Below are 19102 nucleotides of genomic sequence, written 5' to 3' on the forward strand. Positions count from 1 at the left end.
CCTAATGTAGATGCGACCCTTATCCTTGGGTACGGCACCATTGTGCCGGGTCGCTCGGGCGGCCCTGCTGACGAATAGCGAAGTACAGCGCCGGGGTGTCCTGGCCACCACTGTTACCGACAGTGGAGATGGATTCACCGGCTTTTACAACATCACCTGCCGCTTTAAGCAAAGTTTGATTGTGGCCGTAAAGGCTCAAATAGCCATTACCGTGGTCAAGAATCACCAGCAAACCTGCACCACGCAGCCAATCGGCGAATACCACGCGGCCGCCGTGGATAGCGTGGACCTGGGTGCCGGCACCGGCACTGATCATCACACCGTCCCACTTGGCGCGGGTGTCATCGCCACGGGTTTCACCAAAGCGTGCCAGTAATCGACCATCAACTGGCCATGGAAGTTTGCCCCGAGCTGAAGCAAAAGGTCCGCCGAAGGATTCGCCGGCGCTGGAAACCAGCGGGCCAGGCGCTGCACGCGCCGGTTTACGCGGGGCCGGGGCGTCGGTAGTGGCGCTGGCGACTGCCTCGGCGGCTTCACGCTCGCGCTTTTTTTCGGCTTCCTGCTGGGCAAGCAGCGCTTTTTGCCGCGCCTGCTCTGCCTCACGGGCCTGGCGAGCGAGGGTTTCCTCGATGGTTTTCAGGACTTTACCGAGGTCAGCCTGGTCTTGCTCGCGGGCCTGGAGCTTGGCGTCACGGGCCTTCACGTCGTCATTCAGCTTGGCCAGCGCCTGCTGGCGCTCCTTGCGGACCTTGTCCAGCTCGTCGCGCTGGCTGTCGAGGGCGGTTTTCTGGTCGAGCAGCTGCGACTGCTGGTTGGCGATTTCCTGCTCGACGTTGGCCAACTGGCGCAGGGTCTCGTTGAAGCTTTTCAGTTGCTCCAGGCGGGCCTTGCTCAGGTAGTCGTAATAGGTAAGGGTGCGGGCGAATTTTTCCGGGTTCTGCTGGTTGAGCAGCAGCTTGAGGTATTCCTGGCGGCCGTTCTGGTAAGCGGCGCGGGCCTGGATCGCGATCAGGCGTTGCTGTTCAACGCGGGCGCTCTGGAGTTTTTTTTTCTCAGCGTCGAGTCGCTCCAGTTCCGACTCGCTCTTCTTTAGTTCTTTTTGCAGCTCCTGGACCTGCTTCTCCAGCTTGCCCATCTCGGTTTCCGTGCCGCGCAGGTCTTTCTGCACGCCGGACTTCTCTTCCTGGAGCTTGCCGAGCAGCTTCTTCAGCTCGGTAATGTCCTGACGCGTAGCGTCCAACTGTTGTTGGGTTTGTGCGCGCTCATCGGCAAACGCCGGTTGGAGCAGGCAGACAAGAGCAAGGGTAATCAAGGCGCGAAGCATAGAGGCGGGCGACACCAGGGAAAGGGACGGCCTAGTATGCCCGCCAAGCGCTGCAAAAAAAACGCCCAATTCGGCTTGGCAGGCAAGTTAGGTGCCCAGTGGCCGCATTCTGCAAGCAATTGTGGGCAAGTCCCATAGCCCTTTGAAGGCGACGAGCGGTAGAGAGCGTCGTGTCGTGCTTCTGCAGTTGTTTTGTGTGCTTCGCGAAATGCCTTGAAATGCTCCACCCTGACGGTGCATTTGCGCTCGGAATAGACTCTTCGGCCCTGTTAATCCGACGGTCGGCATAGTCAGTAATGCCTTGTATTCACGAGTCAAAAGGCCAGCATACGTGGCTTGATTATGGGCTTCCCGATCTTCGTAGTCTGGATCGGGCCTTGCGAGCGCGTCCACTTGAGGAAGTGGCCGCCGGCAATGACGTCGAAGCGGCCATCGATATAGTCGCAATGCATTTTGGCATTGCCCATTCGAGCTGTTCGGAAGTGGAAGTTGCCTCGCCTTTGGGGCAAATAGCGATCGGGCGTAGCTGTCTGCAGCACATTGTTGAAAAGCGGCAGGACGCCAGAGAGCGTTATGTCAGGTTCGCCTTGGACACATTGACGGGGCCTCTGGAAATATGGCGTGTTGCTTATAGCGATTGCTCCGCCCGTTTAGCATTCATTGGGGCTTATGAATCCAGGAGGCAGATGCTGGTGGTGGTCAATATTCAGGCTGGCAATGTGCTGTGGAACTTCATGCAGACAGACGCCAAGGCCTTGAACAAGTATCGTCATGGTGAGTTGCTCTACAAGCGTTACGAGCTTTTGTGACGCCCAAAGAAAAGGGCAGCTCTTTCGAACTGCCCTAAGTAGTGCTTGCTTGATATTCATATACACACCCTCAAGCAGGGGTGTGGAGGTCTCACCCTACGCGGATATCCAGCCATCTGCGGGGTTCCTACGCCAGTTATCGCCGCTGGAGGCAACTGGTTTCGCGCTCAAGTCCATTATTGACGGGCTGCCTGTTTTGAGCAACCCCTGAACTGTGTCAGACCAGAATCGAAGTGCCAGTCATCTCTTTCGGCTTCTCCAGCCCCATCAGCATCAACATGGTCGGTGCCACGTCGGCCAGCACGCCGCCATCACGTACTTTAAAGTCACGTTTGCCTACGTAGATGAATGGCACCGGCTCGGTGGTGTGGGCGGTGTGGGCCTGGCCGGTGGATTCGTCGGACATTTGCTCGCAGTTGCCGTGGTCGGCGGTGATCAGCGCTTCGCCGCCCACCTTGTCCAGCGCGTCGACGATGCGGCCGACGCACAGGTCCAGGCATTCCACGGCTTTTACCGCCGCTTCCAGGTTGCCGCTGTGGCCCACCATGTCACCGTTGGCGTAGTTGACCACGATCACGTCGTAGCGCTGGTGTTCGATGGCGTCGACGATCTTGTCCGTGACTTCCGGGGCACTCATCTCCGGCTGCAGGTCGTAGGTGGCGACTTTCGGCGACGGGATCAGGATGCGTTCTTCACCCGGGAACGGTTCTTCACGACCGCCGGAGAAGAAGAAGGTCACGTGGGCGTATTTCTCGGTTTCGGCAATGCGCAGTTGGGTCTTGCCGTTTTTCGCCAGGTAATCCCCCAGTACGTTTTCCAGGCTGCCCGGGGCGAATGCCGACGGGGCCGGGATGTTGGCGGCGTATTGGGTCAGCATCACGAATTCGACTTTCGGCTGGCGGGCGCGCTCGAAGTCCTTGAAGCCGGCATCGACGAATACGTGGCTCAGCTCGCGGGCACGGTCGGCGCGGAAGTTCATGAACACCACGGCGTCGCCATCTTCGACCTTGACCGGTTCGCCGATGGTGGTGGCCTTGACGAACTCGTCACTCTCGCCACGGGCGTAGGCGGCCTCCAGGCCTTCCTGGGCGGTGGCGGCGTTGAATTCGGCCTGGCCGTCGACGATCAGGTTGTAGGCCTGTGCCACGCGGTCCCAGCGGTTGTCGCGGTCCATGGCGAAGTAGCGGCCAACCAGACTGGCGATGCGGCCTTTGCCGAGGGTCTTGAAGGTTTCATCCAGCAGTTCGATGGAGGACTGGGCACTTTTCGGCGGGGTGTCGCGGCCGTCGAGGAACGCGTGCAGGTAGATCTTCTCGGCGCCGCGCTTGAAGGCCAGTTCGGCCATGGCGATCAGGTGGTCCTGGTGGCTGTGGACGCCGCCGTCCGACAGCAGGCCCATGAAGTGCACGGCCTTGCCGGCCTTGACCGCTTTATCCACTGCCGCGCAGATGTTTGGGTTCTCGAAAAACTCACCGTCGCGGATCGCTTTGGTCACGCGGGTGAAGTCTTGATAGACCACTCGTCCGGCACCGAGATTCATATGGCCGACTTCCGAGTTGCCCATTTGGCCGTCCGGCAGGCCAACATCCATGCCCGAGCCCGAGATCAGGCCGTTCGGAACGGTAGCGCTCAGACGGTCCAGTACTGGCTTGCTGGCCGAGTACACGGCGTTGTCGTGGTGGCTTTCACTGTGTCCGAAGCCATCGAGAATTATCAGGACCAAAGGTTTAGGCGTAGTAGTCATAGATCCTCTCGCGGCGGTAATGAATGAAGGGAATAGAAAAGGGAGTGGCAGTTTAAAGCGAAGTTCCGACCACGTCACCGCTTTACGGGGGTTGGCCGACCATGACGGCTGTGTATACTTACCGCCATTTTAACGCCCTGGAACCTCCTTGATGGTTGATCACCTGATTGCATTTGCCACTACCCACTATTTGCTCGCTGGTGCGTTCGTCGTACTGCTGGCGCTGCTGATCGCTCACGAATTGAGCCGCGGTGGCCGCAGCCTCAGCACGTCCGAGCTGACCGCCCTGGTCAACAAGGATGAGGCCGTAGTGGTGGACATTCGTCCCGCCAAGGATTTCGCCGCCGGTCACATTGTCGGCGCGCTGAACATTCCCCAGGACAAACTGATTTCGCGCCTGGCCGAGCTGGAAAAGCACAAGGCCAAGACCATTATCCTGGTCGACGCCCAGGGCCAGCACTCCGGCACCCACGCCCGCGAGATGCTGAAAACCGGCTTCAACGCCGCCAAACTGTCGGGTGGTATTTCCAGCTGGCGTGGCGATAACCTGCCGCTGGTGAAGTGATATGAGCCAGGTTGTCGTTTATTCCAGCGATTATTGCCCTTATTGCATGCGGGCCAAGGCCCTGCTTGTGAAAAAGGGCATTGCCTTCGAAGAGATCAAGGTTGATGGCAAGCCCCAGGTGCGCGCCGAGATGACCAAGAAAGCGGGACGCACGTCCGTGCCGCAGATCTGGATCGGTGACAAGCATGTCGGTGGTTGCGATGACCTGTTCGCACTCGAGCGCGCCGGTAAACTGGATGCGCTGCTTCACGTCTGACTCCTAACCCCTAAAAGACCCCAAGATCACGAAGGATCTGCGATGACTGACCAACAGAACACCGAAGCGGCAGCAGAAGAAGCTCAAGGCCCACAATTTTCCCTGCAGCGTATTTACGTACGTGACTTGTCGTTCGAAGCGCCGAAAAGCCCGGCCATCTTCCGTCAGGAATGGACCCCGAGCGTTGCGCTGGACCTGAACACCCGTCAGAAGGCACTGGAAGGTGACTTCCACGAGGTCGTGCTGACCCTGTCGGTCACCGTCAAGAACGGCGAAGAAGTGGCCTTCATTGCTGAAGTGCAACAGGCCGGTATCTTCCTGATCCAGGGCCTGGACGAAGCGTCCATGAGCCACACCCTGGGCGCGTTCTGCCCGAACATCCTGTTCCCGTATGCCCGTGAGACCCTGGACAGCCTGGTCACCCGTGGCTCGTTCCCGGCGCTGATGCTGGCCCCGGTGAACTTCGATGCCCTGTATGCGCAAGAGCTGCAGCGCATGCAACAGGAAGGCTCGCCAACGGTTCAGTAAGCTGTTCTGAGCAACGACGCCGATCCAATGTGGGAGCGGGCTTGCTCGCGAAAGCGGTACTTCAGTCGATATCTTCGTTGACTGGCACTCCGCTTTCGCGAGCAAGCCCGCTCCCACATTCGTTATGCAGTGTTACTTGAACCCCAGTTGCCGCCAACCTTCGTAAACCGCGACGGCCACGGTATTGGACAGGTTCAGGCTGCGGCAGCCTTCGCGCATCGGCAGGCGCAGGCGGTGGCCGTCTGGCAGGGCGTCCAGCACGTCTGCCGGCAGGCCGCGGCTTTCCGGGCCGAACAGGAAGGCGTCGCCTTCGGCAAAGCTGGCATCATGGAACGGCCGCGAACCCTTGGTGGTAAACGCGAACAACCGTGGGTGGTTCAGGCTTTCCAGGCAGCTGGCAAGGTCGGCGTGGCGTTGCAGGGTGGCGTACTCGTGGTAGTCCAGCCCGGCGCGGCGCAGGCGCTTGTCGTCCATGTCGAAACCCAAGGGCTCGATCAAATGCAGGTGGCAGCCACTGTTGGCGCACAGCCTGATAACGTTGCCGGTATTCGGCGGAATTTCTGGTTGAAAAAGGATGACGTGAAACATGCACGGCTCCGAAGGCAAAGATGCGCTGCATTCTACCCCTGAAGAAGACCCCAGGCCGAAGCTATTGCCACGGGTTTTAGGCTCGTTGGCGATTGTCGGCTTGATGGTGGGCCTGATGATCGGCCGGCTGACCACGCCAGACCCGGTTGAGCTGCAGCAGGTAGAGCCCGCCGCCGATGGCCTGGTGGTGTGGTTCAACAGCGAACCCAAGCTGCACGGCGAGCATATCGACGGCACCGTGGCGCTGCTGTTCGACGCGCTTGGCAAGGCCCAGGGCGGCCAATTGAAGGTCAATGACAAGGATGTGAACTGGCGCGTACGCAAGACCGATGGCGGCTTGCTGCTGAACCTGGTGGCGGCTCGGCCGTTGCGCGGGGAGTGGTCGGGAGAGAAGGCCGATGGACGCTGGCGGGTGGAGATCCATCTCCAGGAGCAATAAAAGAGGGAATCCCCGGCCTGCCTGTACCAAGGTTCCCAAAACGGGCTGGGGCTATGGGCGCGTTGCCTCATAAGCCCCGGGTGTAAAGAAGGGAGTTCCCGGCCTGCCTGTACCAGGGCTCCCAAAACGGGGTGAAGCCAAAGGCTTCGGTGTTAAAGAGGGAATCCCCGGCCTGCCTGTACCGAGGTTCCCGAAACGGGTGTGGGGCGCGACGCGATCCGCATCAAGCACCCCGGGTGTTAAAGAGGGGATTCTCGGCCTGCCTGTACCAAGGTCCCCGAAACTGGGTAGTGACAGGGTTATTGCAGGGCGCGTGCCAGAATTGCGAAGTGGCGCCAAAAAATTTCTTCAGAAAGCGCAAAGCCCCGGAATACGGGGCTTTGGCTTTTTTGGGTTTTAATATTTTCTTAACAAGGCATGGGTTTCAGGCGTTGGATAAGTGCGCGATGCCGGTTCGTGGTGCATTGAAGCGGTGCACAGTGCTGAAACCTTGTGGAGATCCAAATGTGGGAGCGGGCTTGCTCGCGAAGGCGGCGCGTCAGTCGATACGTATGTTGACTGAACCATCGCCTTCGCGAGCGAGCCCGCTCCCACACTGGATCTTCGGTGTACTTGAGGGATCAATCAGCCTTCATCGCCCTCATCATCATCCCCACCGTCAACCTTCATCCCCAGCTCCTTGATCTTGCGTGTCAGCGTATTGCGGCCCCAGCCCAGCAGCACGGCGGCGTCGCGACGACGTCCAGCAGTATGCTTGAGGGCGGTTTCGATCATGATTCGCTCGAAAGCCGGCACAGCGCTGTCCAGCAGGTTCGACTGGCCACGTGCCAGGGCCTGGTCGGCCCATTGGCGCAGCGCCTGCTCCCAGTTGGTCACCGGTGCCGAATCCTGCGGCAGGCTCAGCAGCTCAGGCGGCAGGTCGCTGATATGCACTTCGCGCCCCGAAGCCATCACCGTGATCCAGCGGCAGGTGTTCTCCAGCTGACGCACGTTGCCCGGCCATGGCAGGTTCTTCAGGTATTCCTCGGTCTCGCTTTTCAGCAGCTTCGGCTCGACGGCCAGCTCCTGGGCGGCGCGGCTGAGGAAGTGACGGGCCAGGGTCGGGATGTCCTCGCGACGGTCCGACATCCGTGGGATGTGGATGCGGATCACGTTCAGGCGGTGGAACAAGTCTTCACGGAATTTCCCGGCGTGCACCAGGGTTTCCAGGTTCTGGTGCGTCGCCGCGATGATACGTACGTCGACCTTGACCGGGGTGTGCCCGCCTACCCGATAAAACTCGCCGTCGGCCAGGACCCGCAGCAAGCGCGTCTGGGTGTCGGCCGGCATGTCGCCGATTTCATCGAGGAACAGCGTGCCGCCGTCGGCCTGTTCAAAACGGCCACGGCGCAGGTTGGCCGCACCGGTGAACGCGCCTTTTTCATGGCCGAACAGTTCCGACTCCATCAAGTCTTTCGGGATCGCCGCCATGTTCAGCGCAATGAACGGCGACGCCGCCCGTGGGCTGTGACGGTGCAGGGCGTGGGCCACCAGCTCTTTACCGGTACCCGACTCGCCATTGATCAGCACGGTGATGTTGGAGTGGCTCAAGCGCCCGATGGCGCGAAACACTTCCTGCATCGCCGGCGCTTCGCCGATGATTTCCGGGGTACGGGTCAGGGCCGGCGGGGCTTCCTGGTTCTGCTGTTCCTGGGCGTGCTGGTTGGCGCGTTTTACCAGCGCCACCGCTTCGTCCACGTCGAACGGTTTTGGCAGGTATTCAAAGGCGCCGCCCTGATAGGACGCGACAGCGCTGTCCAGGTCCGAGTGCGCGGTCATGATGATCACCGGCAGGCGCGGGTGCTGCTCGCGAATCCGCGCCAGCAAGTCCAGGCCGCTGGCGCCGGGCATGCGGATGTCGGAGATGATCACATCGGGCTGCTGGCGAGCCAGGCGGCTCATCACCCCGTCGGCGCTGTCGAAGCTCTGGGTGGTCATGCCTTCCTGTTGCAAGGCTTTCTCCAGGACCCAGCGGATAGAACGGTCGTCATCGACGATCCAGACAGTTTCACTACGGCTCATGTCGATGGGGCTCCTTGTTCCAGTGGCAGAAAGATCGAGAAGGTGGTGTGACCGGGATGGCTCTCACATTCGATCAAACCCTGGTGCTGGCTGATGATGTTCTGGGTAATGGCCAAGCCGAGCCCGGTACCGTCCGGGCGGCCGCTGACCATTGGGAAAAAGATGGTTTCCTGCAGTTCTGCAGGGATGCCGGGGCCGTTGTCGATGATCTCGACTTTGGTCACCAGGCGATGGCGCACGTGGCCAATGGTGAACTGGCGCAGGGCACGGGTGCGCAGGCTGATGCGGCCCAGGCGCAGCTCGTTCTGGCTGCTGATGGCCTGCATGGCGTTACGCACGATATTGAGCACCGCCTGGATCATCTGCTCGCGGTCGATCAATACGTCGGGAATGCTTGGGTCGTAGTCGCGCACCAAGGTGATGCAGCCCTGGCTTTCGGCTTCCACCAACTGGCAAACCCGCTCCAGCACTTCGTGCACGTTGGTCATTGCCAGCGACGGCAGCTTGTTGGAGCCGAGCATGCGGTCTACCAGGTTACGCAGGCGGTCGGCTTCCTCGATGATGACGTTGGTGTAGTCCTTGAGGTTTTCGTCCGGCAGCTCGCGGGCCAGCAGCTGTGCGGCACCGCGAATCCCGCCCAGGGGGTTCTTGATCTCATGGGCCAGGCCGCGTACCAGCATTTTGCTGGTTTCCTGCTTGGACAGTTGCGCCTCTTCCTTGGTGATGCGCAGCAGGCGATCGCGAGGATGCACCTCCAGCAGCAACAAGGTGGCGCCGTGGCTGAGGATTGGTGTAACCGCGTAGTCGACGGTGAGGGTCTGGCCGGTGAGGGCGGTGAGCATCGCTTCGCGCTTGGTGAACGGGTGCGCCTGCTCCACGGCCTGGCGCAACGAGCTCAAGGCCTCGGCCGACTCAGTAAACAGCTCACTGATGAATTGCCCATGGCTGCGCTGCCCGCTGATGGCCAGCAGCATCTCCGCCGCCGGGTTCATGTACTCAAGGCGCAGTTCGTCATTGAGCAGAATGGTCGCGGTGGTCAGGTTGTCGAGTAACAGGCGGTGCAGTGCGTCGCTGATGGTCATTAGGACCTCTTTTGGAGCAAGGCGCGGGCTTGAGGCACACGCTGATACAAGGAAAATGCAAAAACCAAACCAAAGCTCCGAAAAGAAGCGTTAAAGCCCTGAAATGGGGGCTTAAGGCGCGAAACTGTGGCGTTCTGCCAGCTTGGACGGGAAGTTTCGAACCAAAATGGGTTGCGTAAGTGGGAAGGGTGCAGCGTATCGCACCAATATAGTGCGGTTTTGAAAAGTCTGTTCAGGAAGCTGGTGGCAGCGACTGATTGGCTGAATGGGTCGGATCTAAATTGTGGGAGCGGGCTTGCTCGCGAAGGCGGCGTGTCAGTCATGCATATATCAACTGACACACCGCCTTCGCGAGCAAGCCCGCTCCCACATTTTTGATGGCGTTCGCAATTTTAGATTTTATAGAGGCACAGCTCGGCAGTGGCGCGGATCATTGCCAGCTGGTGCAGCGCGTCTTTGGCAGGTGCGTGATTGGCCTGGGCCAGCCATTGCGGGCATTGCGGGTTGGTGCGCTCCGGGGTGAAGTCCGCCAGCTGTTGCAGCAGGCGTTTTTGCAGCAGGTCCAGTTTAGGGCGGATCTGGCCGACCAGATCCGGGCGTGGGTCATTCGGCGCCTTGCCTTGCAGCTGCCAATCGGACAAGTGGGCGTATTGCACCAGTTTGTTCGCCTCGATCTGGGCCAAGAAAAACTGCTCGGCCTGGGCCGGTTCCAGTTTGTAGCTCGGCGCCTGGGCGACGACGCTGGCGATCACGTCCTGCTCCCGTGGGCGGTCTTCGACGGGCTTGTGGCTGTCCCATTTGCTCAGGGCCACCTGGTCGGCAATCGCCAGGCGTTCGGCAATGCTGTCGAGCAGCGGGGCGAGGGTGGGTGGTGCTGCGAATACATTGGCGCTGATGGCCAGCAAGATGAACCCAGTTTTGAGTTTCAAGGCAGATCCCTCTTCTGTAGGGGCGAGCTTGCTCGCGAAGGTCGTTAACGATAACGCGTAAATATTGAAGAAATGCGGCGCCTTTGAATTTTTCGCGGGCAAGCCCGCTCCCACAGGGTTTTGCGGGCAAAAAAAAGACCTCCCGAAGGAGGCCTTTTTCATCACGCCACGTTACGCAGCGCTACCGGATCAGCAGCTGTAGTACAGCTCGTATTCCAGTGGGTGTACGAAGGTGCGGACCTTGATTTCTTCTTCGCTTTTCAGGGCGATGTAGGCATCGATAAAGTCGTCGCTGAACACGCCGCCTTTGGTCAGGAACGCACGGCCCTTGTCCAGCTCTTCCAGGGCTTCTTTCAGGCTGCCGCATACTTGTGGGATCTCTTTGGCCTCTTCAGGCGGCAGGTCGTACAAGTTTTTGTCGGCGGCATCGCCAGGGTGGATCTTGTTCTGGATACCGTCCAGGCCGGCCATGACCAGAGCAGCGAAGGCCAGGTACGGGTTGGCTGCCGGATCCGGGAAACGGGCTTCGATACGGCGAGCGCGAGGGCTGGACACGTAAGGAATACGGATCGAAGCGGAACGGTTGCGAGCCGAGTAGGCGAGCATTACCGGAGCTTCGAAACCTGGGACCAGACGCTTGTAGGAGTTGGTCGACGGGTTGGTGAAGCCGTTCAGGGCCTTACCGTGCTTGATGATACCGCCGATGAAGTACAGGGCAGTGTCGGACAGGCCGGCATAACCTTCGCCAGCGAAGGTGTTCTTGCCTTCTTTGGCGATGGACAGGTGAACGTGCATACCCGAACCGTTATCGCCGTACAGAGGCTTAGGCATGAAGGTAGCGGTACGGCCGTAGGCATCAGCCACGTTGTGTACGCAGTACTTCAGGGTCTGAACTTCGTCAGCCTTGGCAACCAGGGTGTTGAACTTCACGCCGATTTCGTTCTGGCCGGCAGTCGCCACTTCGTGGTGGTGAACTTCGATGACCAGGCCCATCTCTTCCATGGCGTTGCACATGGAGGTACGGATTTCGTGGTCGTGGTCGAACGGAGGAACCGGGAAGTAGCCGCCTTTGATACCTGGACGGTGGCCTTTGTTGCCGCCTTCCACGTCCTGGTCGGACATCCACGAACCTTGTTCGGAGAAGATCTTGAACATGGAGCCAGAGATGTCGGACTTGAACTTGACCGAATCAAAGATGAAGAATTCTGGTTCTGGACCTACGAATACGGTGTCGCCGATACCGGTCGACTTCAGGTATTCCTCGGCACGCTTGGCGATCGCACGTGGGTCACGGTCGTAGCCCTGCATGGTCGAAGGCTCGATCACGTCGCAGACGATAATCAAGGTTGGGTCTTCGGTGAACGGGTCGAGTACGGCAGTGCTGTCGTCCGGCATCAGGATCATGTCGGAAGCTTCGATGCCTTTCCAGCCGGCAATGGAGGAGCCGTCGAACATTTTGCCTTCTTCGAAGAAGGCGTCATCCAGCGCGTCGCGAGCCGGCATGGTCACGTGGTGCTGAGTGCCTTTGGTGTCCGTGAAGCGCAGATCAATCCATTTGACGTCATGATCTTTGATGAGTTGAACCGACTTCGACATAGTGTCCTCCGGGTGGCTTCGGGCTGGGGTAGTGGAGTAGCCCTTAGAATGTGGGTGATGCCGGCGCGAATACTCGACCAAGGCAACCTGCCTCACAAGAGAGCAAATTGCATGCCAGTGCCCCGACATGGGTTTTTTGCCACAAAAACGCCCCTATAAAGGTGCAATCCGCTGAAACGGAAGAAATTGCGCACCGCAATGTAGCGCTTATTTTGGTTTATGACCCGTTTTGGTGCGCGAAAGGTCAGTTGCATATTAACTGGTTAAACCTTGAGCGATTTCCGCTATAATCCGCGCCCCCCTTTTTCGGCTGGGCCTGCGCGCGCTGTTTTCATGAAATTAATCGTTAAAGTCTTCCCCGAGATCACCATCAAGAGCCGACCGGTACGGATGCGTTTCATCCGTCAATTGGCCAAGAACATCCGTGCCGTGCTCCGCGATCTGGACCCGGCTGTGGTGGTGAATGGTGTGTGGGACAATCTCGAGCTGGAAACCCGCCTCACAGACCCCAAGGCCCTGAAGGACATGACCGAGCGCCTGAGCTGCGTGCCGGGCATCGCGCATTTCCTGCAGGTCGACGAGTACCCGCTGGGCGACTTCGACGACATCACCGAAAAGTGCAAGCAGCACTACGGCGATGTGCTGGCAGGCAAGGTGTTTTCAGTGCGTTGCAAACGCGCCGGCAAGCACCCGTTCAGCTCCATGGATGTCGAGAAATATGTGGGCAGCAAGCTGCGTCGCGAGTGCGGCGCTGCCGGAATTTCCCTGAAAGAGCCGCAAATTGAAGTGCGGATGGAAATTCGCGACCAACGGTTGTTTGTGATCCACAGCCAGCACGACAGCATCGGCGGCTACCCGCTGGGTGCCCTGGAACAGACCCTGGTATTGATGTCCGGCGGTTTCGATTCCACTGTCGCGGCCTACCAGATCATGCGCCGCGGGCTGATGAGCCACTTCTGCTTCTTCAAGCTGGGCGGGCGTGCACACGAATTGGGCGTGATGGAAGTCGCGCATTACATCTGGAAGAAGTACGGCAGCTCGCAACGGGTGCTGTTTGTCAGCGTACCGTTCGAGGAAGTCCTGGGAGAAATTCTCGGGAAAGTCGATAACAGTCATATGGGCGTAGTATTGAAGCGTATGATGTTACGCGCTGCGTCCCGAATCGCGGATCGGCTGGAAATCGACGCACTGGTCACCGGTGAAGCGATTTCCCAGGTGTCCAGCCAGACCCTGCCGAACCTGTCGTTGATCGACTCTGTGACCGAGAAGCTGGTACTGCGCCCGCTGATCGCCAGTCACAAGCAAGACATCATCGACCTGGCGACCCAGATCGGCACGGCGGATTTCGCCAAGCACATGCCGGAATATTGCGGGGTCATCTCGGTGAACCCCAAGACCCACGCCAAACGCAACCGCGTGGAGTACGAAGAACAACAGTTCGATATGGCGGTGCTCGAGCGTGCGCTTGAGAACGCCAAGCTGGTGCCGATCGATCGGGTTATCGACGAATTGGGCCAGGATTTGCAGATCGAAGAAGTCAGCGAGGCTCTGGCCGGTCAGATCATCATCGACATCCGTCACCCGGATGCCGCTGAAGACGAGCCGCTGGAAATTGCTGGCATCGACGTACAAACGCTGCCGTTCTATGCATTGAATGCGCGTTTCAAGGAACTGGATGACAGCCGTCAGTACCTGTTGTATTGCGACAAAGGCGTGATGAGTCGCCTGCATGCCCACCATTTGCTCAGTGAGGGGCATGCCAATGTGCGCGTTTATCGACCGAGCTAAGAGCCCGGGGCTGTTTGCCTGTGGCCTGCGTCACCGGCCCCCCGACTCTGCCGTCAAGCTGTAACGGCAAGGCCTGACTCTACTGTTAATCGCTGCCACGACCTGTCAGCACACCGAATCCTCTGATCGAGATACACAAGTGATCGAAAATCTACGCAACATCGCCATCATTGCTCACGTTGACCATGGTAAGACCACCCTGGTAGACAAACTCTTGCGTCAATCCGGCACCCTGGAGCGCAACGAGCTCAACGACGAGCGCGTGATGGACTCCAACGACCAGGAGAAAGAGCGCGGTATTACCATTCTGGCGAAAAACACCGCCATCAACTGGAACGGCTACCACATCAACATCGTGGATACCCCGGGCCACGCCGACTTCGGCGGCGAAGTTGAACGCGTAATGTCGATGGTTGACTCCGTTCTGCTGCTGGTTGACGCTCAAGACGGCCCTATGCCGCAAACCCGTTTCGTGACCAAGAAGGCTTTCGAAGCCGGCCTGCGTCCGATCGTGTGCATCAACAAGGTTGACCGTCCAGGCGCGCGTCCGGACTGGGTTCTGGACCAGATCTTCGACCTGTTCGACAACCTGGGTGCCACCGAAGAACAGCTGGACTTCAAAGTCGTCTACGCCTCGGCCCTGAACGGCATTGCCGGTCTGGAACACACCGACATGGCTGAAGACATGACCCCGCTGTACCAGTCGATCGTCGACAACGTACCGGCTCCGAAAGTTGACCGTGAAGGCCCGTTCCAGATGCAAATCTCGGCACTGGACTACAACAGCTTCCTGGGTGTTATCGGTGTTGGCCGTATCGCTCGTGGTAGCGTCAAGCCGAACACTCCGGTGGTCGCCATCGGCGCCGACGGCAAGAAGCGCAACGGTCGTATCCTGAAGCTGATGGGTCACCACGGCCTGCACCGCATCGACGTTGAAGAAGCGTTTGCCGGTGACATCGTGTGTGTGAGCGGTATGGACTCGCTGTTCATCTCCGACACCCTGTGCCAGCCGGACAACGTCGAGGCGATGAAGCCTCTGACCGTTGACGAGCCAACCGTTTCCATGACCTTCCAGGTAAACGACTCGCCTTTCTGCGGTAAAGAAGGCAAGTTCGTGACTTCCCGTAACATCAAGGAACGTCTGGACAAAGAGCTGCTGTACAACGTTGCTCTGCGCGTTGAAGAAGGCGACTCGGCTGACAAGTTCAAGGTTTCCGGCCGTGGTGAGCTGCACCTCTCGGTACTGATCGAAACCATGCGTCGCGAAGGCTTCGAAATGGGCGTTGGTCGTCCTGAAGTGATCATCCGTCAGGTTGACGGCGTGAAGCAGGAACCGTTTGAAAACGTCACCATCGACACCCCTGAAGAATCCCAGGGCAAGGTCATGGAAGAGATGGGCCTGCGTAAGGGCGACCTGACCAACATGGTGCCGGATGGCAAAGGCCGTGTGCGTCTGGAATACAACATCCCTGCTCGTGGTCTGATCGGTTTCCGTAACCAGTTCCTGACCCTGACCAACGGTGCTGGCATCCTGACCTCGATCTTCGATCGCTACGACACCATGAAGTCCGGCGACATGTCCGGTCGTCAGAACGGTGTTCTGGTATCGGTAGAAACCGGCAAGGCGCTGACCTACTCCCTGGAAACCCTCCAGGCGCGTGGCAAGCTGTTCGTTGAGCACGGTCAAGAGATCTACAACGGTCAGATCGTTGGCCTGAACAGCCGTGACAACGACATGGGCGTCAACCCAACCAAAGGCAAGAAGCTCGACAACATGCGTGCTTCGGGTAAAGACGAAACCATCGCTCTGGTTCCACCTGTTCGCTTCACCCTGGAACAGGCTCTGGAATTCATCCAGGACGACGAGCTGTGCGAAGTTACGCCTAAGTCGATCCGCCTGCGTAAGAAGATCCTGGACGAAGGCGAGCGTACCCGCGCTGCCAAGAAAGCCAAGAACTGAGTTAACTCAGGCTGAATGAAAAACGCCCCCGGTCGAAAGGCCGGGGGCGTTTTTTTATGCCTGCAATATCTGTAGTGACTGTGCGGGCCCCTTCGCGAGCAAGCCCGCTCCCACATTCGACCGCGTTTTTTCAGGATGAATGAGGTCAAGTGTGGGAGCGGGCTTGCTCGCGAAAGCGGTAGTTCAAGCAATAAAAAATCTGGATCAGAACTTGTCGAGGGTCTTGAACCTGGTCTCGCGCACCACTTCCTTCGGCTTGTACGCGCAATACCCCGGGCGCGGCCCGATTTTCGGGTGATTGCGGCAAGTATCCGGGCGCTTGTCATAAATAGTGCAGAAGCGGCTCTTACGATCCAGGTACAGGCAATCGTTGTTGCTCATGCGCTGCAGGGTGAAGATCTCGGATTTGGCGTTGAAGCGCTCGACGATGCCTTCCTTCTGCAAGCGCTTGGCGATGTTCTTCGGCGGGTCGCCACGCTCGAACTCATCGACGATGCCGATGCGGATCAGGTCCTTGATCTTCACCTCAACCGGCAGGGTGCAGCAGCTCGACACACAGCCGCCACACATATGGCTTGAGTATTTCTGCCAGGTCTCGAGACGGTCGAGTTCCGCGGCGGCGATCAGTTGAGGCTTCATCAGGTTTCCAAGAGGGGTGTTATCCGGCGCGGGATCATACCGGAACTGGTGGTTTTTTGAACAATATCTTCCAGCTTTCAGCTCGAAGGCTGTGCCGGGCCACAAACGGGCACGGCCCCTGCATCAAATTCCCGCAAAGGTGAATGAGTTAAAAAACTGCCGAACCAGAGCGTCTACCGTCTGTCAGACCGTCTAGGCTCTAGCAACTCCTTCTATCTCGCCCGAGGTCGCATCGATGTCTCAGGAACCGCTTGTACGAGAAGCAGAGGTAGCCGCATTTCGCGATGCCGTCTTGACCAAACTTACCTATGCGGTGGGCAAGGACCCCGACCACGCCTTCGACCACGATTGGTTCGAAGCCATCGCACTGGCCGCCCGCGACCACATGGTCGACCACTGGATGGACCACACGCGGCACATCTACCGCAAGGGACAGAAGCGGGTCTATTACCTCTCGCTGGAATTCCTGATCGGCCGTCTGCTCTACGACAGCCTGAGCAACCTTGGCTTGCTGGACGTGGCCCGTGAGGCCATGAGCGAGTTGGGTGTGGACATGGAGCGCATTCGCCTGCTGGAGCCCGACGCGGCCCTGGGCAACGGTGGCCTTGGCCGCCTGGCGGCCTGCTTCATGGAAAGCATGTCGACCCTGGGTATTGCCGGCCATGGCTATGGCATTCGGTATGAGCACGGGCTGTTTCGCCAGGCGATTGTCGATGGCTGGCAGCAGGAGCAAACCGAACGCTGGCTGGATTTCGGCAACCCCTGGGAGTTCGAGCGCGCCGAAGTGATCTACCCGATCGGCTTTGGCGGTGGTGTGGAAACCGTGCTGGACGCGTCCGGCAAGTCGATCCAGGTCTGGTCGCCGAATGAAACCGTACGCGCGGTGGCGTATGACACCCCGGTCGTCGGCTGGCGCGGCGCAAGCGTCAACACCTTGCGCCTGTGGCGCGCCCGGGCCGTCGAAGACCTGCACCTGGAGCGCTTCAACGCCGGTGACCACCTGGGCGCCGTCGCCGAGGTGGCCCGCGCCGAAAGCATCTCCCGAGTGCTTTACCCGGCCGACAGCACCGAAGCAGGGCAGGAGCTGCGCCTGCGCCAGGAGTACTTCTTCGTCTCCGCCTCGTTGCAGGATCTGCTGCGTCGCCACAAGAACATGCACGGCTCGGTATTGAGCCTGGGCGAGCACGCGGCCATCCAGCTCAACGACACTCACCCGTCGATCGCGGTGGCCGAGTTGATGCGTCAGTTGGTGGACCTGCACGACATCCCGTGGGATGCCGCCTGGGACGTCACCGTCGAAACCCTTTCGTACACCAACCACACCTTGCTCCCCGAGGCGTTGGAAACCTGGCCGGTCGGCCTGATGGAGCGCATGCTGCCGCGGCACATGCAGATCATCTACCTGATCAACGCCCAGCATATCGACTCGCTGCGGGCCAAGGGCATCCATGACTTCGACGTGCTGCGTGCCGTCTCGCTGATCGAAGAAGACAACGGTCGCCGCGTACGCATGGGCAACCTGGCGTTCCTCGGCTCCCACAGTGTCAACGGCGTATCCGGCCTGCACACTCAACTGATGCGCAGCACGGTGTTCTCCGAACTGCACAAGCTCTACCCGGACCGCATCAACAACAAAACCAACGGCATTACCTTCCGCCGCTGGCTGTACCAGGCCAACCCCAAGCTCACGGCGATGCTGGTGGAGGCACTGGGCCCGGACGTGCTGGATAACCCCGAACAGCGCCTGGCAGACCTGGAACCGTTTGCCGAGAAGCAAGCCTTTCGCAAGGCCTTCGCCGAACAGCGCCTGCACAGTAAGCGGGCACTGGCCGACATCATTCACGAGCGCCTGGGGATTTCGGTCAACCCGGCGGCGATGTTCGATGTGCAGGTCAAGCGGATCCACGAGTACAAGCGCCAGCTGCTGAACCTGATGCACACCGTCGCGCTGTACCAGGCGATCCGGGCCGAGCCGGGCACCGACTGGGTGCCGCGGGTGAAGATCTTCGCCGGCAAGGCCGCGGCCAGCTATCACCAGGCCAAGCTGATCATCAAGCTGACCAACGACATCGCCCGTACCGTCAACAACGACCCTACCGTGCGCGGGTTGCTCAAGGTGGTATTCCTGCCCAACTACAACGTGAGCCTGGCGGAAAGCATCATTCCGGCGGCCGACTTGTCGGAGCAGATTTCCACCGCCGGCTTTGAAGCCTCGGGCACCAGCAACATGAAATTCGGCCTCAACGGCGCGCTGACCATCGGCACCATGGACGGCGCCAACGTCGAGATGCACGAGCGCGTGGGTGCCGACCACATGTTCATCTTCGGCCTCAGCGCCCAGCAGGTGGAAGCGCGCAAACACGCGGGCGAATTCAACGCCGGGCCAGAGATCGCCGCGTCCCATCGCTTGAATGATGTGCTGCAAGCGATTCGTGGCGGGGTGTTCTCACCGGATGATCCGGGCCGTTATGCCGGGTTGGTGGATTCGCTGATCGACTACGACCGCTTCCTGGTCTGTGCCGACTTCGATTCCTACTGGGATGCCCAGGCGCGGGTCGAGGCCCATTGGCACGACTCCAAGGAATGGTGGCGTTCGGCGGTGCTCAATACCGCGCGCATGGGCTGGTTCTCGTCGGACCGGACCATCCGCGAATACGCGACGGAAATCTGGAAAGCGTTGGATTAGACACTGCAATAAAAAATGTGGGAGCGGGCTTGCTCGCGAAAGCGCAGCGTCAGTCGACAAATTTGTGACTGATCCACCGCCTTCGCGAGCAAGCCCGCTCCCACATGG

The 19102-nt window shown here is 59.4% G+C and carries 16 protein-coding genes; 8 read left to right on the forward strand and 8 right to left on the reverse strand.

What is annotated here, in order from left to right:
* Nucleotides 1-19: 19 nt before the first annotated feature.
* Complete coding sequence (locus HX815_RS15215; protein ID WP_003218021.1) at nt 20-1324, reverse strand: murein hydrolase activator EnvC; 1305 nt, start codon at nt 1322-1324, stop codon at nt 20-22.
* A gap of 377 nt (nt 1325-1701) precedes the next feature.
* Here HX815_RS15215 and HX815_RS15220 point away from each other — a divergent pair, with 377 nt between their 5' ends.
* Nucleotides 1702-2133: a PBECR2 nuclease fold domain-containing protein gene (locus HX815_RS15220; protein WP_256351109.1), complete on the forward strand. Its 432-nt coding sequence runs from the start codon at nt 1702-1704 to the stop codon at nt 2131-2133.
* A gap of 217 nt (nt 2134-2350) precedes the next feature.
* Here the strand turns inward: HX815_RS15220 and gpmI are convergent, their stop codons facing one another.
* Nucleotides 2351-3877, reverse strand: a complete 1527-nt coding sequence (gpmI, locus tag HX815_RS15225; protein ID WP_087693337.1) for a 2,3-bisphosphoglycerate-independent phosphoglycerate mutase — start codon at nt 3875-3877, stop codon at nt 2351-2353.
* Between the two features lie 151 nt (nt 3878-4028).
* Here gpmI and HX815_RS15230 point away from each other — a divergent pair, with 151 nt between their 5' ends.
* The 3 genes from HX815_RS15230 to secB are packed head-to-tail and all read left to right on the forward strand — an operon-like array spanning nt 4029 to nt 5226.
* Nucleotides 4029-4442 (forward strand): rhodanese-like domain-containing protein, encoded by a 414-nt coding sequence (locus HX815_RS15230; RefSeq protein WP_003218014.1) that lies wholly within the window; start codon nt 4029-4031, stop codon nt 4440-4442.
* Nucleotide 4443: 1 nt separating this feature from the next.
* The gene (gene grxC / locus HX815_RS15235; protein WP_177028519.1) at nt 4444-4698 is read left to right on the forward strand and encodes a glutaredoxin 3; all 255 of its coding nucleotides are present in this window, start codon (nt 4444-4446) and stop codon (nt 4696-4698) included.
* 42 nt (nt 4699-4740) lie between these two features.
* Nucleotides 4741-5226 carry a protein-export chaperone SecB gene (secB, locus tag HX815_RS15240; protein WP_003218009.1) on the forward strand — a complete coding sequence of 162 codons (486 nt, stop codon included), beginning with the start codon at nt 4741-4743 and terminating at the stop codon, nt 5224-5226.
* A gap of 132 nt (nt 5227-5358) precedes the next feature.
* Here secB and HX815_RS15245 read toward each other — a convergent pair whose 3' ends face one another.
* Nucleotides 5359-5814: a tRNA (cytidine(34)-2'-O)-methyltransferase gene (locus HX815_RS15245; protein ID WP_003218007.1), complete on the reverse strand. Its 456-nt coding sequence runs from the start codon at nt 5812-5814 to the stop codon at nt 5359-5361.
* On the opposite strand from HX815_RS15245, the gene HX815_RS15250 reads away from it, so the two are divergent.
* Nucleotides 5813-6253 (forward strand): hypothetical protein, encoded by a 441-nt coding sequence (locus HX815_RS15250; protein WP_003218005.1) that lies wholly within the window; start codon nt 5813-5815, stop codon nt 6251-6253. The two genes, HX815_RS15245 and HX815_RS15250, sit on opposite strands and share 2 nt — an antisense overlap.
* 624 nt (nt 6254-6877) lie before the next feature.
* Here HX815_RS15250 and ntrC read toward each other — a convergent pair.
* From ntrC to glnA, 4 genes are all read right to left on the reverse strand, one after another.
* Nucleotides 6878-8314: a nitrogen regulation protein NR(I) gene (ntrC, locus tag HX815_RS15255; protein WP_003218003.1), complete on the reverse strand. Its 1437-nt coding sequence runs from the start codon at nt 8312-8314 to the stop codon at nt 6878-6880.
* The gene (gene glnL / locus HX815_RS15260; protein WP_003218001.1) at nt 8311-9396 is read right to left on the reverse strand and encodes a nitrogen regulation protein NR(II); all 1086 of its coding nucleotides are present in this window, start codon (nt 9394-9396) and stop codon (nt 8311-8313) included. Before glnL ends, ntrC begins: the two co-directional genes overlap by 4 nt.
* A 392-nt stretch (nt 9397-9788) precedes the next feature.
* Complete coding sequence (locus HX815_RS15265) at nt 9789-10325, reverse strand: chorismate mutase (RefSeq protein WP_177028520.1); 537 nt, start codon at nt 10323-10325, stop codon at nt 9789-9791.
* A 189-nt stretch (nt 10326-10514) separates the two neighbouring features.
* Nucleotides 10515-11921, reverse strand: a complete 1407-nt coding sequence (glnA, locus tag HX815_RS15270) for a glutamate--ammonia ligase (protein ID WP_003217999.1) — start codon at nt 11919-11921, stop codon at nt 10515-10517.
* 333 nt (nt 11922-12254) lie between these two features.
* On the opposite strand from glnA, the gene thiI reads away from it, so the two are divergent.
* Nucleotides 12255-13709: a tRNA uracil 4-sulfurtransferase ThiI gene (gene thiI / locus HX815_RS15275; protein ID WP_177028521.1), complete on the forward strand. Its 1455-nt coding sequence runs from the start codon at nt 12255-12257 to the stop codon at nt 13707-13709.
* Between the two features lie 139 nt (nt 13710-13848).
* On the forward strand, nt 13849-15669 hold the full coding sequence (gene typA / locus HX815_RS15280) for a translational GTPase TypA (protein WP_003217997.1): 1821 nt from the start codon (nt 13849-13851) through the stop codon (nt 15667-15669).
* Between the two features lie 204 nt (nt 15670-15873).
* Here the strand turns inward: typA and HX815_RS15285 are convergent, their stop codons facing one another.
* The gene (locus HX815_RS15285) at nt 15874-16308 is read right to left on the reverse strand and encodes a YkgJ family cysteine cluster protein (RefSeq protein WP_003217996.1); all 435 of its coding nucleotides are present in this window, start codon (nt 16306-16308) and stop codon (nt 15874-15876) included.
* A 235-nt stretch (nt 16309-16543) separates the two neighbouring features.
* Between HX815_RS15285 and HX815_RS15290 the strand changes: the two genes are divergently transcribed.
* Nucleotides 16544-18994 (forward strand): glycogen/starch/alpha-glucan phosphorylase, encoded by a 2451-nt coding sequence (locus HX815_RS15290; protein ID WP_003217995.1) that lies wholly within the window; start codon nt 16544-16546, stop codon nt 18992-18994.
* The last annotated feature ends 108 nt before the right edge of the window (nt 18995-19102 follow it).

This window comes from Pseudomonas sp. E6002 (genome assembly GCF_013385565.1).
Taxonomy (GTDB): Bacteria; Pseudomonadota; Gammaproteobacteria; order Pseudomonadales; family Pseudomonadaceae; genus Aquipseudomonas.